Annotated in this window: 13 protein-coding genes; 10 read left to right on the top strand and 3 right to left on the bottom strand. The window is 66.3% G+C overall.

Annotation, left to right across the window (positions count from 1 at the left end; all coding sequences use genetic code 11):
• The first annotated feature begins 87 nt into the window (after nt 1–87).
• From HNS34_RS12110 to HNS34_RS12095, 4 genes are read left to right on the top strand one after another with little or no spacing between them, the layout of a single operon-like run.
• Entirely contained in the window at nt 88–1,242 is a 1,155-nt protein-coding gene (locus tag HNS34_RS12110) for an LLM class flavin-dependent oxidoreductase (RefSeq protein ID WP_172320332.1), read from the top strand.
• On the top strand, nt 1,239–2,135 hold the full coding sequence (locus HNS34_RS12105; RefSeq protein ID WP_172320331.1) for an aldo/keto reductase: 897 nt from the start codon (nt 1,239–1,241) through the stop codon (nt 2,133–2,135). The genes HNS34_RS12110 and HNS34_RS12105 overlap by 4 nt, the downstream gene beginning before the upstream one ends.
• Entirely contained in the window at nt 2,132–2,644 is a 513-nt protein-coding gene (locus tag HNS34_RS12100) for a flavin reductase family protein (RefSeq protein WP_172320330.1), read from the top strand. Before HNS34_RS12105 ends, HNS34_RS12100 begins: the two co-directional genes overlap by 4 nt.
• Before the next feature lie 3 nt (nt 2,645–2,647).
• Nucleotides 2,648–3,544 (top strand): alpha/beta hydrolase family protein, encoded by an 897-nt coding sequence (locus HNS34_RS12095; protein ID WP_172320329.1) that lies wholly within the window; start codon nt 2,648–2,650, stop codon nt 3,542–3,544.
• On the opposite strand, the gene HNS34_RS12090 is transcribed toward HNS34_RS12095, so the two are convergent.
• The 3 genes from HNS34_RS12090 to HNS34_RS12080 are packed head-to-tail and all read right to left on the bottom strand — an operon-like array spanning nt 3,526 to nt 6,950.
• Nucleotides 3,526–4,833 (bottom strand): mannitol dehydrogenase family protein, encoded by a 1,308-nt coding sequence (locus tag HNS34_RS12090; protein ID WP_172320328.1) that lies wholly within the window; start codon nt 4,831–4,833, stop codon nt 3,526–3,528. The two genes, HNS34_RS12095 and HNS34_RS12090, sit on opposite strands and share 19 nt — an antisense overlap.
• A 1-nt stretch (nt 4,834) precedes the next feature.
• Entirely contained in the window at nt 4,835–6,211 is a 1,377-nt protein-coding gene (uxaC, locus tag HNS34_RS12085; protein WP_172320327.1) for a glucuronate isomerase, read from the bottom strand.
• A gap of 19 nt (nt 6,212–6,230) precedes the next feature.
• The gene (locus tag HNS34_RS12080; protein ID WP_214647473.1) at nt 6,231–6,950 is read right to left on the bottom strand and encodes a GntR family transcriptional regulator; all 720 of its coding nucleotides are present in this window, start codon (nt 6,948–6,950) and stop codon (nt 6,231–6,233) included.
• 141 nt (nt 6,951–7,091) lie between these two features.
• Here HNS34_RS12080 and HNS34_RS12075 point away from each other — a divergent pair, with 141 nt between their 5' ends.
• The 6 genes from HNS34_RS12075 to HNS34_RS12050 all read left to right on the top strand — a co-directional run bounded on the left by HNS34_RS12075 (nt 7,092) and on the right by HNS34_RS12050 (nt 13,674).
• A complete protein-coding gene (locus HNS34_RS12075) occupies nt 7,092–8,099 on the top strand; it encodes a Gfo/Idh/MocA family protein (protein WP_172320326.1) in 1,008 nt (335 codons plus the stop codon).
• On the top strand, nt 8,096–9,112 hold the full coding sequence (locus HNS34_RS12070; RefSeq protein ID WP_172320325.1) for a Gfo/Idh/MocA family protein: 1,017 nt from the start codon (nt 8,096–8,098) through the stop codon (nt 9,110–9,112). Before HNS34_RS12075 ends, HNS34_RS12070 begins: the two co-directional genes overlap by 4 nt.
• On the top strand, nt 9,109–10,176 hold the full coding sequence (locus HNS34_RS12065) for a Gfo/Idh/MocA family protein (RefSeq protein WP_172320324.1): 1,068 nt from the start codon (nt 9,109–9,111) through the stop codon (nt 10,174–10,176). Before HNS34_RS12070 ends, HNS34_RS12065 begins: the two co-directional genes overlap by 4 nt.
• A 40-nt stretch (nt 10,177–10,216) precedes the next feature.
• On the top strand, nt 10,217–11,479 hold the full coding sequence (locus HNS34_RS12060) for an ABC transporter substrate-binding protein (RefSeq protein ID WP_172320323.1): 1,263 nt from the start codon (nt 10,217–10,219) through the stop codon (nt 11,477–11,479).
• 62 nt (nt 11,480–11,541) lie between these two features.
• Nucleotides 11,542–12,510, top strand: a complete 969-nt coding sequence (locus tag HNS34_RS12055) for a carbohydrate ABC transporter permease (protein ID WP_172320322.1) — start codon at nt 11,542–11,544, stop codon at nt 12,508–12,510.
• 111 nt (nt 12,511–12,621) lie between these two features.
• A complete protein-coding gene (locus HNS34_RS12050; protein ID WP_172320321.1) occupies nt 12,622–13,674 on the top strand; it encodes a carbohydrate ABC transporter permease in 1,053 nt (350 codons plus the stop codon).
• The last annotated feature ends 11 nt before the right edge of the window (nt 13,675–13,685 follow it).

Raw genomic sequence — 13,685 nt, 5'->3', positions numbered from 1 at the left:
AGTCGTCCTATTGATACAGTATTGATCTACAAGGTTCGCAATGTTACGCAAGGGAAAAATAACGAACATGACAGCGGGGAGGCTTGCATGACCATCGTTCCCATCACATCGCCTGATCTGGACGCCGCCGAGGTCTCGTGGTTCGCCGCGCTCTGCTCTGACGACTACCAGTTCCTGGGTGTGCCGGATGGCGATCTGCGTTCCAGTTGGGCGCATTGTTCCGGCATCGTGCAGGAGGCCGAGCGGCAAGGCTTTCGCAACATCCTCTGCCCGTCCTCCTACCAGGTGGGGCAGGACACGCTGTCCTTCGTCGCCGGTTGCGCGCCGATCACCGACAAGATCAACATGCTGGCCGCCGTGCGCTGCGGCGAGATGCAGCCGATCATGCTGGCGCGCACCATCGCGACGCTGGATCACATGCTTGAGGGGCGGCTGACGGTCAATATCATCTCCTCCGACTTCCCCGGTGAAGTGGCCGAAAGCAGCCTCCGCTACCAGCGCTCACGCGAGGTGGTGGAGATCCTGAAACAGGCCTGGACGCAGGACGAGATCAATTACCAGGGTGAGGTCTACAATTTCGAGGGGCTGACGACGGACCCCGCGAAACCCTACCAGACCGGCGGGCCGCTGCTCTATTTCGGGGGCTACTCGCCGCCCGCGCTGGACCTCTGTGGCCAGCACTGTGACGTCTACCTGATGTGGCCCGAGCCGAAGGAGCAGCTCGCCGAGCGGATGAAGGCCGTCAACGCGGTGGCCGAGCGCTACGACCGCACGCTGGATTACGGCTTGCGCGTCCACATGATCGTGCGCGACACCGAGGCCGAGGCGCGCGAATATGCCGAATACCTGACCTCGAAGCTGGATGACGACTACGGCAAGCTGATCCGCGACCGGGCGCATGATTCCATCTCGCTCGGCGTGTCGCACCAGGCCAAGGCGCGCGAGCTTGCGGACAAGTTCGGCTATGTCGAACCGCATCTGTGGACCGGGATCGGGCGCGCGCGCTCTGGCTGTGGCGCGGCGCTTGTAGGCTCCGCCGATCAGGTGCTGTCAGAGATCGAGGAATACAAGAAGATGGGCATCCGGGCCTTCATCTTCTCGGGCTATCCGCACATGGATGAATGCCGCCATTTCGGCGAGTTGGTCATGCCGCATCTCAAGACCTGCTCGCTGCCGCATGAATATGGCCGCGTTCCGGCGTCCGCGCCCAAGACACCTCTCGGCACGGGAGAGCGTAAATGACCGACCGACTGTCCCTCTCCGGCCAGCTTGAGATTTCGCGCCTCGTCTATGGCATGTGGCGCGTGGCCGATGAAGACGACACCAGCGCGCTCCATGTCCAGGCCAAGATCGAGGCCTGCCTGGATCAGGGCATCACCACGATGGACCAGGCCGACATCTACGGCGACTATGGCGCCGAGGCGGTGCTTGGCGCGGCGCTGAAAGCCGCGCCCGGTCTGCGCGACAAGATCGAGATCGTGACCAAATGCGATATCGTCGCGCCGATCGGCAAATACGCGGATAAGCGCGTGAAATATTATGACACCTCCGCCGCGCATATCACCGCGTCACTGGAGGCGTCGCTCGCCAACATGGCGACGGATCGGGTCGATCTTCTGCTGATCCACCGGCCCGATCCGTTCATGGATCACGAGGAAACGGGCCGCGCGCTGGATGATCTTGTCGCCTCGGGCAAGGTGCAGGCCGTGGGTGTGTCGAATTTCAAGCTCAACGACTGGACCCTCTTGCAATCGGCGATGTCGACGCCGCTCTGCACCAACCAGGTCGAGGTCAGCGTTCTGCACTATGCGCCCTTCGTTGACGGCGACATCGCCTGGATGCAGGAACGCGGCATACGTCCGATGGCGTGGTCGCCGCTTGGCGGCGGGGCGCTTTTCGGGGATGAAGGCGCGGATGTGCGCGCTGCCCTGACGCGGGTAGGCAAGGATCAGGGCGTCGATGCCACCGCCGTGGCCGTGGCCTGGCTGCTGGCCCATCCCGCGAAACTGGCCCCGGTCATGGGCACCAACAACCTGAGCCGGATCGCCGCGATTTCCGATGCGTTGAAGGTCGAGATGGACCGCGAAACATGGTTCGAGATCCTGACCGCCGCCATGGGGGCCGAAGTGCCATGACCCTGCAATGTCAGATGGAGCATTTCAGCCCCGGCCCCGATATGGGGCGCGAGCTGCGCGGCGCGCTGTCGCGGTTCGGAACCGGCGTCACCGTGGTCACCGCGCAATCCGAGGCGGGGCCGGTCGGGATCACCGCCAACAGCTTCTCCTCGGTCTCGCTTGACCCGCCGCTGGTGCTGTGGTCGGCGGCCAAATCCTCCAGCCGCTTTCCGCATTTCACCCGCGCCGAGCATATGGCGATCCATGTGCTGGCCGAGGAACAGATGCCGGTCGCGCGCGCCTTCGCCGCCTCGGCGCATGGCTTCGACCATGCCAATTGGAGCGCGGGCGCGAAAGACCTGCCGTTGCTGGATGGCTGCCTCGCGCGGTTCGAATGCGAGCGCTACGCCGAATATGACGGCGGCGATCACGCGATCATCGTGGCGCGGGTGCTGCGCGCGTCAGTGCGCCAGGGCGAGCCGCTGCTCTTTTTCGGGGGCCGCTTCGGCAATTTCGCGGCGGCGGGCTGAGCAATGACCCTCCGGGACCGGCTGGGGGCGCTTCTGGGGGGCTATCCCGGCGACAGCTTTGCGTTGGTCACGCAAGGGCGCGTGCGAGATTTCGACGGTTGGGTGCTGGAAGACCTGTGCTTTCACCGCGCTGGCGAGGATATTCCCGCCCTCTTTCTGCGCCCGCCAGAGGGGCACCCCCCGGTGCCCGCCGTGATCTATGCCCATGCGCATGGCAACAATTACGCCACCGGGCGCGAGGAACTTGTCGAAGGTCGTCCGGCGCTGATCGGCCCCTATGGCCCTGACCTCAAGGCGCTCGGTTGTGCCGCGCTCTGCCTCGACATGCCTTCCTTTGGCAATCGTCAGGCCTCTGATGAACAGGCCCGTGCCAAGGCGCATCTGTGGCGTGGCGGCACGCTGTTCGGGCAGATGCTGGCCGAGCTTGGGGCCGGGGTCGGTTTTCTTGCGGATCACCACCTGGTTGACGCCACCCGCATCGGCGCGCTCGGGTTTTCGATGGGCAGCACGCATGCCTTCTGGTTGGCGGCGCTGGACGTCCGGATCCGGGCCGCGGCGGCTTTGTGCAGCTTTGCCGATCTCGGGATGCTCGTTGAAAGCGGCGCGCATGAGGGGCACGGGCTTTACATGACCGTGCCGGGCCTGGTGGGGCAGGCGAGCACGGGAGAGATCGCCGGTCTGACCGCCCCGCGTGCGTTGATGATCGCGGCGGGGTTCAGGGATTGGTCCACGCCCGAGCCTGCTTTTCGCAAGGCCGAGGGTGAGCTGCGCGCGGCCTACGCGGCGGAGGGTGCGGTGGAGAAGCTGCGGTTTCATATCGAGCCCGAGATCGGCCACCAGGAAACCGCCGCGATGCGCCGCGCCGTGCTGGACTTCCTGCGTCAGGAATTGGTCGGGTAGTCCGCAACCGCCCGCGCAATGGCGCGGGTCCAGCCCTGCGGCGCATCGCCAAGCCCGATATGTTGGGCAAGCGCCGGGACCGGGGCCGCCAGGTTGTCACGAACGGCCTGCACCAGCGCCTCGGCCTTCGGGTCCGCGATGTCCCGGCCCTCCGCCACGGCCCGCACAATAAACACCACCCAGGCGGCAATCGCGCGGATGGTCTGCGGTGCGTCGCCCTCCAGCCCGGTCAGGATCGGCACCAGTCTCTCGCGCAGTTTCAGGCTGCCATCCATGCCGATCTGGGCCAGCTCGTGCCGCATTTCGGCAACCTCGAAGCGCTGGATCAGCGCGGCGCGATAGGCGGGCAGGGTCGGGGCGAGGGCGTCGGGAAGGGTCCGCGCGGCCTCGTCCCAAAGCGCCTCGACCCCCGCGCGCAACTCCCCATCGGCCATGGCCTCATGCACATATCCGTGCCCCGCCAACTGCCCGGCATAGGCCAGCCAGGAATGCGCCGCGTTCAGCATTCGCAGCTTGCGCTTCTCGAACGGGGCCACGTCGGGGGTGATCTCGACGCCGACGCGGTGCCAGTCCGGGCGGGGGCCTGCGAACCTGTCCTCGATAACCCATTCGCTGAACGCCTCTGTTATGACCGGCGCGGCGTCTGGCTGGCCGGTCACGGCTGCAATCTCGGCACGGATCTCGGGGCTGGTGGCGGGCGTGATGCGGTCGACCATCGTGTCGGGGAAGGTCGTCGCGGGGTCGATCTGGTCGCCTGCCGACCGGGCGAATTCCGTCACCGCCGCCGCCAGCTTGCCGCCATTGCCCGAGATGTTGTCGCAGCTGATCACCGTGACCGGGTCTGCCCCGTCCTGGAACCGCCGCGCCAGCCCGCGCGCCAGCAGGCCGATGGCGGTTTGCGGCACGTCAGAGGTCAGGTCGGCGGCAATCTCCGGCGCGTCGAGGTCGAGGCCGCCATCGCCCAGGTGATAGCCCTTCTCGGTCACGGTCACGGTGATGATCCGCATGTCGGGATCGGCAATCGCGTCCAGCACCGCGCCCGCGTCCTCGGACGCCACCAGCACCTGGTCATGCACCGCGATCTGGTCGACCCGCAGCCCCTCCGGCCCGCGAATGCCAAGCGCATAGCGCCCGCACTGCGCTTCCATCGCATCCCGCAGCGCGGCGTTCCGCATCGCGACGCCGGTGATGTGCCACATCGGCCCGTCGAACGCATTGGCGCGCGCCGTGTACCAGGCCTGATGCGCGCGGTGGAAATTGCCCAGACCCAGGTGCAACAGGCGCGGCATCCTACGCCTCTCCAAGGCGGTAGGTCTCCACCGCCAGATCATGCGCCAGAAACGGGGCCAGCCGGTCCGCATCACCCTTCGTCAGCACCCCGCGCCCGATCTGGTCGGCCAGATGCAGGCACACCCCGCGCCGCCACAGATCATGCCGCGCCGGGATCGACAGGAAGGCGCGGGTGTCGTCGTTGAAGCCCGCCAGGTTGCGATAGCCCGCGGTCTCGACCACCTGGTCGAAATAGCGCCGGATGCCGTTCAGGCTGTCATGGAACCACCAGGGCGGGCCGATGCGCAGGCAGGGCCAGTGACCGGCCATCGGGGCCAGTTCGCGGGCATAGGCGCTTTCGTCCAGCGTGAAGAGGATGATGCGCAGCCCCGGCGCGTTCCCGACCTGGTTGAGCAGCGCCTCCATCCCGCGCACCCAATCGGTTCGCATGGGTATATCCGCGCCCACATCCGGGCCGAACCGGTCCAGGAGGGCGGCGTTTGTGTTGCGGCGGCTGCCTGCGTGGATCTGCATGACAAGCCCGTCCTCGACCGACATCCGCGCCATCTCGACCAGCATGTGACCGTGATATGCACGGGCCTCCTGCGCCGTCAGCCTGCCCGCCATCCGGGCCTCATGCAGGCGGGTGATCCCGGCGCGGTCCAGCCAGCAGGTCGCAAGCTCCGGCACGTCGTGATCGGTGGCCGTGGCGCCAAGCGCGCGGAAGGCGGCACGGCGCTGGCGGATCGCGTCGAGAAAGCCGGGATAGCTGGTGACATCCAACCCGGTCATGTCGCCAAGCTCGCGCAGCGCGGCGCCAGCGGCCTTGCGCGCCGGGTTCAGAAGGTCGTCGGGGCGGAAGGTGGGCAGGATGCGCCCGCGCCAGCCGGAGGCGCGGATGGCCTGATGCGCCGAGAGCGGATCGGTGGCCGGATCGGTGGTCGCCAGGGCAGAGATGTTGAACCAGTTGAAGAGGGCGCGGGGGCGAAACTCCGGCAGAGCCAGCCTGGCGGCGATTTGGTCGTGGACCTCGTCGGCAGTCTCGGTAGTCAAGACGGTCTCCACCCCGAGCGTGCGGTAGAGCGTATGCTCCAGCCAGAGACGGCTTGGCGTGCCGAGGAACGCATCCCAATGGCGCGCGAAAATGCGGAACACCTCCGCCGGATTGCGGTCCGCGCCGATCCCCAGATCCTCCAGCGCAACGCCCTGCGAATAGAGCATCCGGAACACGTAGTGATCGGGCGTGATCAGAAGCGCGGCGGGGTTGGGGAAGGCCGTATCCTCGGCCCACCAGGCCGGGTCGCAATGCCCATGCGGCGAGACGATGGGCAGGTCCGCCACGGCCTCGTACAACGCACGGGCGGGGCCGGGAAGGCTTGGGCTGATCGGGTCCGGCATCGGCCGCTCCTGCAAGGGCTCAGGCTTCGAAATAATCCTGGTTCTCATCCACCAGCGTGGACAGCGTGTCGAGGATGCGCCGCAGATGACGGCGCATCCGGTCCATCGCCTGTCCGGTATAGCCCGCGTGCACCGCGTCGAAGATACCGCGATGCTCGGCCAGCAGCTTGGCCATCTGATCCGCGTCATTCAGGCTGAGCACGCGCAGCCGGTCCAGCACCGCCTTTTCGCGGGTCAGCAGCGTGGCGGCACGGTCATAGCCGGTGGCGTCGGCAAGGATGGTGTGGAACCGGTCATCCTGCACCTGGAAGGCGGCTTTGTCCCCGGCGTGCAGGGCGGCCTCCTGCCGGGCCAGGCACTCGGTGATCTCTGCCGCTGCCGTATCGGGCAACCCTTGGGTGCAGAGCCGCTCGACAACCGCGACCTCCAGCGCCTCGCGCAGGAACTGCGCGCCGCGCACCTGCTGTTCCGAGATGCGCGAGACATAGGTGCCGCGACTCGGGCGGGTCAGGATCAATCCTTCCTCGCGCAAATGAGTGAACGCCTCGCGCACCGGCGTGCGGCTGGCCCCGAAGAGCGCGCCGACCTCGTTTTCCGAGATCATCCGGCCCGGATGCAGCGAGGTGTCCATGATCGCGGATTTGACCGCCGCGAAGATCTGATCGGCGGCGGGGCGGGTCAGGTCCAGCGGTGGCACCGGCATCGCCGATGCGTCGATTGCGGGCGTCTTGCGGTTCACGCCGGCCCCTCCTGGTCTCAATACGGCTCAATTGCCGGTATACCGGTATACGAATGTGTTGACAACCGGTATACCGGTGTGGATCACTGGCGCTTGCGAGATGACAGGGAGACGCGAAGGCCGATGGCCGAACCGCAGCAGATGACAGCAGCCTTGATCGGGGCGGGCATGGTAGCCCGCACCCATGTCGCGGCCTGTGCCGATGCGCGTGGGGTGCGCCTCAAGGGGATCATGTCGCGCACACCGGCCCGGGCGGAGGCGTTGGCGCCGGGGGGGGCGGTCTATGCCGACCTTGATGCCGTCGCCGCCGATCCGGAGGTCGATTTCGCCATCATCGTCACGCCGCCTGACGCGCGCGCCGACATTGTGGCACCCCTGGCCGCCGCCGGGAAACACATCCTGCTGGAAAAGCCGCTTGGCCGGACGGCGGAGGAGGCGCGGGCCGTCTGCAAGCTCTGCGCGGATGCGGGCGTGACGCTTGGCGTCGTGTTCCAGCACCGGATGCGCGCGGCATCCCGCAAGGCGGCGAAGCTGGTCGCGGGCGGCAGCCTCGGCGCGCTCGGGCTGGTGGAAATCGCCGTGCCCTGGTGGCGCGATCAGGGCTATTATGACGAACCCGGTCGCGGCACCTATGCGCGCGACGGCGGCGGCGTCCTGATCAGTCAGGCGATCCACACGATCGACCTGGCGCTCAGCCTCGCCGGTCCCGTCGCCCGCACTCGCGCCATGGCAACGACGACCCGGTTTCACGCCATGGAGGCCGAGGATTTTGTCACCGCCGGGGTGGAGTTTGCAAACGGGGCCGTCGGTTCGCTGGTCGCCAGCACGGCCAGCTATCCGGGCCGGGCCGAAACGATCACTCTGCATTTTGACGCCGCCAGCCTGCGCCTTGCCTCCGGTCAGTTGCATGTCCACTGGCGCGATGGCCGCGAGGAAACCCATGGCGAAGAGGCCGGGACCGGCGGCGGGGCCGATCCGATGGCCTTCACCCATGCCTGGCACCAATCGGTGATCGAGGATTTCGCCGATGCGCTGCGCGAGGGCCGCGCGCCTGCCGCGACCGGGGCCGATGCTGTGGCCGCGCAGGCGCTGATCGACGCGATGATCCGATCCTCCAAATCCGGCGCACCCGAGGAGGTGACCCCATGACCCGCCCGATCCGCTTTGCCGGTATCGGCATCGACCACCGCCATATCTTCGGCATGGCCGCCAACATGATGGAGGCCGGGGCCGAGTTCGTCGGCTGGTGGACCGATGGCGACCCCGAAACGCTGGCGGGGTTCCAGAAGCGTTTTCCCGACGTGCCGCGCGAGGGGCGCGCCGAGGCGCTGCTTGACGACCCGGAGATCGACCTGATCCTGATCTCCTGCATCCCGCGCGACCGCGCCGGATGGGCCATTCGCGCGATGGAGGCGGGCAAGGACGTGATGAGCGACAAGCCCGGCTGCACGACGCTGGACCAGTTGGCGCAGATCCGCGCCTGTGTCGCGCGCACCGGGCGCATCTGGTCGGTCGACTTCTCGGAGCGTTTCGAGGTGCCCGCCGTCACCCGCGCCGAAGAATTGATTGTCGAGGGTGCGATCGGCCGCGTGGTGCAGACGCTCGGGATCGGCCCGCACCGCCTCAACCGCGCGACGCGGCCCGACTGGTTCTTCGACCGCGATGCCTATGGCGGCATCCTGACCGATATCGCCAGCCACCAGATCGACCAGTTCCTGTGGTTCACCGGCGCGCGTGACGCCGAAGTGACCCTGGCCAGTGTCGGCAATTTTGCCAATCCCGACGATCCCGGTTTGCAGGATTTCGGCGAGATCGCGCTGCGCGCCCCCGAGGGCCACGGCTATATCCGGGTCGATTGGTACACGCCCGATGCGCTGCCGACCTGGGGCGACGGGCGACTGACCATCCTCGGGACCGAGGGCTATATCGAGCTGCGCAAATATGTCGATGTGGGCGGGGCGGACGGCACCGATCACCTGATCCTCGTCAATGGCACACGCTGCGAGAAGATCGACGCATCGGATGCGGGCCTGCCCTATTTCGCGCGCCTCGCCGCGGACATCCGCGACCGGACGGAAACGGCGATGCCGCAGGAGCACGCGTTCAAGGTCTGCGAACTGGCGCTACAGGCGCAGGCCATGGCGGAGGACACTCACGGATGATCAAGGTCGCCATCATCGGGGCCGGGATCGGGGCCAAGCACCTGGTGGGCTACCGCGCGCTGCCGGACCGCTTCGCCGTGCGGCAAGTCTGCGACCTGGACCTCACGCGCGCGGCGCAAGCCACCGGCGATGACCCCGACATTACCCTGACCGACGATCTCGACGCCGTGCTGGCCGATCCTGAGATCGACCTTGTCGACATCTGCCTGCCGCCGCATCTGCATGTGCCGGTCGCGGTGCGCGCGCTTGAGGCAGGCAAGCATGTGATCTGCGAGAAGCCGCTGGCGCGCTCGCTGGCGGAAATGGACCTGTTGGAGGACGCGGCGCGGAAGGCGGGCAAGCAGGTCTTCCCGATCTTCCAGTATCGCTATGGCCTGGCAACCGCGCAGCTTCACGCGCTGATCGAGGCGGGGCTGGCGGGCAAACCCTTTGTCGCCAGCGCCGAGACGCATTGGAACCGGCAGCCCGATTACTACGCGATTGCCTGGCGCGGCACCTGGGCCGGTGAGGCCGGAGGGGCCGCCCTTGGCCATGCCATCCACGCGCATGATCTTCTGTGCCATTTCCTCGGCCCCGCGCGCGAGGTCTTCGCGCAGACCGCTACAGCCGTGAACGAGATCGAGACCGAGGATTGCGCCGCCATCGCGCTGCGCATGGAATCAGGTGCATTGGCGACAAGCTCTGTTACGCTCGGCGCGGGAGATGACACCAGCCGGATCAGGATTTGCTTTCAGGGGCTCACAGCACAAAGCGGCAGCGCGCCCTATACCCCGGCGGAAGATGCCTGGACCTTCACCGCGCGCGCGCCGGTGACGCAAGGCCAGGTCGATGCGGTGCTGGCGAAGGTTGCGCGCGAGGTTCCGGGCGGCTTTGCCGGGTATCTGGCGGCGGTGGCCGATGCGCTGGCGGGTCAGCCGGGGCGCGAGGTGACGCTGGCCGATGGCCGCGCCTCGATAGAACTGGTCAGCGCGATCTACAGCGCGGCCCGGCAGGGCGGCATGGTCCACCTGCCGATTGCGCGAGACGATCCCATCTACACGGGCTGGCAGCCTGACGACCGGTAAAACACAAGAAAACCAATCAATTCCAAGGGAGGAACTGGAAATGAAAATGACGACAATGTCCACGACGGCGATTGCCGCACTGGTGGCGGGGGCCGGAATGGCCTCGGCCCAGGAAGTGCGGTTCATGTGCTATTCGGACGGCAATGAATGCGAGGTCTACGAGGATGTCCTGGGCCGGTTCGAGGCCGAGAACCCCGGTATCGACGTGGTGATCGACGTGGTGCCCTACCAGTCGATCCTGGAAAACCTGCCGGTGCAGCTGGCTGCCGGGACCGGGCCCGATATCGCCAAGGTCACCGATCTGGGCGGCTTGAACGAATACTATCTCGACCTCGCCCCTTACGTGGATCGCGAATATTGGGAAGAGAGCTTTGGCGACACGCTGGACTGGTATCGCGCCGGTGGCGACGATGACGGCATCTACGGGATGCACAGCCAGTTGACCATCACCGGGGCCTTCGTCAACGCCACGCTCTTCGAGCAGGCCGGCGTCGAGATGCCGGGCGAGGGCGCGACCTGGGACGATTGGGCCGCAGCCTCGCGCGAAGTGGCCGAGGCGACCGAGGCCAGCTTCCCCATGGCCATCGACCGCTCGGGCCACCGGGTGGCGGGACCGGCGATTTCCTATGGCGCGCTCTATTTCGATGACGAGGGCAACGGCTCCTTCGAGGGCTTCCAGCCCTTCGCCGAAGCCTTCGTCGCCTGGAATGAAGATGGCACAATGGCGCGCGATGTCTGGGCGAGCCAGGGCGGCTCGACGTACCAGGACGCTGCGCAGGAATTCATCAACGGCGATCTGGTGTTCTACTATTCCGGCTCGTGGCAGGTAGGCCGCATGGATGAGCAGGTCGGCGATTTCTTCGACTGGCAGGTCATCGGCTCGCCCTGTGGTCCGGCTGGCCCCTGCTCCGGCATGCCGGGCGGCGCGGGTGTCGTCGGGTTCGAGCAGACCGAGAACCCCGAGGCCGTGGCCGCGGTGATCGACTACCTGGCACAGGAGGATGTCTATGCCGAAGTGACAGCCCGCACCCGCAACCTGCCCGCGCATCTGGGTGTTGCCGCCGCAGGCGTCGAGTTCGAGAACGCCTCACCGGCCGCGCAGGATGCGCTCAATGCCTTCGCTGCGTCGCTGCCCGACGTGTCGCCGATTGCCTTCGCCTATCAGGGCTATGCCAGCAACCGGGCCATGTTCGGCATCACGGTCGAGCGTCTGAGCCAGGCCATCGTCGGCGAACTGACCGTGGCCGAGGCCATGGAGCGCGCCGAGGACGACCTTGAGGCCGCGATGGCCGAAGCCAACTGATCCGACCAACGCCCCCCGCGCCAATGCGTGCGGGGGGCATCCTTTCGGCAAAGGACGCGCCCATGCTCAGCATCATCTCACCGCTCATGCGGCTGATCGAGATCCCCATGCTGGCCCTGCAGCGGCTGCTTGGCATCAACCGTCTGGCCTGGGTCTTCCTGCTGCCCAACCTCGTTCTCTTTGGCCTCTTCGCCTTCCTGCCGGTGATCCTCAATTTCTTCTACGCCACCTCGGGCAGCGACAACGTGATGCTGGCCGACCGGCCTTACGTGGGCGCGCGCAACTTCGTCACGCTGATGGATTGCTCCAGCTATCTCGACCCCAACACCTGTCGCGAGGACAAGTTCTGGCGCGCGGTCTGGAACACCTCGTGGTTCGTGACGCTGCAAGTGGGCTTCATGGTGGGTTTTTCCCTGCTGACCGCGATCATCCTGAACCGCGACATCCGGGCGCGCGGCTTCTTCCGTTCGGTGTTTTTCTTCCCCGTCCTGCTGTCGCCGGTGGTCGTGGCGCTGATCTGGAAGTGGATCCTGCAGCGCGAAGGCGTGATGAACGCCTTTCTCGATTGGACCGGGATCGGCGGCTATAACTGGCTGGTCGATGCGCAATGGGCCTTTACCTGGTCGGTCTTCATCTCGGTCTGGGCGCATATGGGGTTCTACACGCTGATCCTGCTGGCCGGGCTTCAGGCCATCCCGCGCGATGTCTACGAGGCCGCCACGATGGACCGCGCCAGCCCCTGGCGTACGTTCAGACGGATCACCCTGCCGCTGCTGTCGCCCACCATGCTGGTGGTGCTGGTGCTGGCGCTGATCAAGGGGGTGCAGACCTTTGACGAGATCTATGCCTTCACCGGCGGTGGTCCCGGCACCGCGACGACCTTCATCATTCAATATATCTACGAGGAGGGTTTTGCCGGTGCGCCGCGCCTCTTCGGCCTTGCGGCGGCGGCGTCACTGATGGTGGCCATCGTGCTGCTGATCCTGACGCTGATCCAGCTTTGGGTGAACAGGAGGAATGCAGATGGGTGAGCAGGTGAACCGACACAACGTGGCGGCGAAACCTCCGGTGGAGGTTTCGACCTGCGAACGGGCGGAGCCTCGGACGGTCCCCCGAGTCCGACCCGCAATGGAGGATCGTCCATGAGCCGCATCTTCTCTTTCCTCACCGCCACGCGCGGCAAGGGGCGGTTGCACTGGACCGATTGGGTGTCCTATGGCTACCTCCTGTTCGGCGTCCTGCTCATGTTCGGCCCGGTGGTCTGGCTGGTCCTGTCCAGCTTCAAGACCCCGAACGAGCTGGACCGCTTTCCACCCCGCTTCCTGCCCTACGCGCAGGACGTGGCCGAGGTGGAGGGGTTCGAGGAACCGCTGCTTCTGTTCACCGTGACCGAGGGCGACCTGGCGGGCCAGATCGTCGCGCAGACCCGGCGCGCGGCGGGGCGGGCCGAGGTGGTGCTGCCGGACGACCCGGAAAACCGCATCCGGATGCCCGCCGCCAACCTGGAGGCGATCGAGGGCATCGCCTTCGCCACCGAAAACTACACCAGCCTGTTCGAGCGCTTCAATTTCCTGCGCTTCTTCTGGAATTCGACCTTCATCACCGTGATGGCGACCCTGATCATGCTGCTGGTCAACTCGATGGCGGCCTTTGCCCTCTCGAAATACCAGTTTCGGGGTCGCACGGCAGTGCTGTTGATGGTGGTGGGCACCCTGATGATCCCGCAGACGGTGGTGCTGGTGCCGCTCTTCCTGATCACCTTCGAATTGGGGATGCTCAACAGTTTATGGGGCGTCATCATACCGGGGGCGGCAACGCCGACGGGGGTATTCCTGCTCAGGCAGTACATGATCACCATACCCGACGAGATCCTGGATGCCGCGCGGATGGACAAGGCCAGCGAGTGGAAGATCTTCTGGCGCATCATCATCCCGCTATCGGCGCCCGCCATCGCGGTGCTGGCGATCCTTGCGATCATGTGGCGCTGGAACGATTTCCTGTGGCCCCTCATCGTGCTGACCCGCTCCGAGAACTTCACCCTGCAACTGGCGCTCAACTCCTTCCAGGGCGAGCTTCAGACCGATTGGCCGAGCCTTCTGGCGATGACCGTCCTGACGCTCTTGCCGATCGCGGCGGTGTTCATGTTCTTGCAGAAATACATCGCCACCGGCATCGCCTCGACGGGCGGCAAATGACCGGCGGACTA

This window comes from Alterinioella nitratireducens, assembly GCF_013155465.1.
Classification (GTDB): Bacteria; Pseudomonadota; Alphaproteobacteria; order Rhodobacterales; family Rhodobacteraceae; genus Alterinioella; species Alterinioella nitratireducens.
The sequence above is the reverse complement of the archived record's forward strand: the minus strand, read 5'-3'. Positions and strand labels throughout refer to the sequence as shown.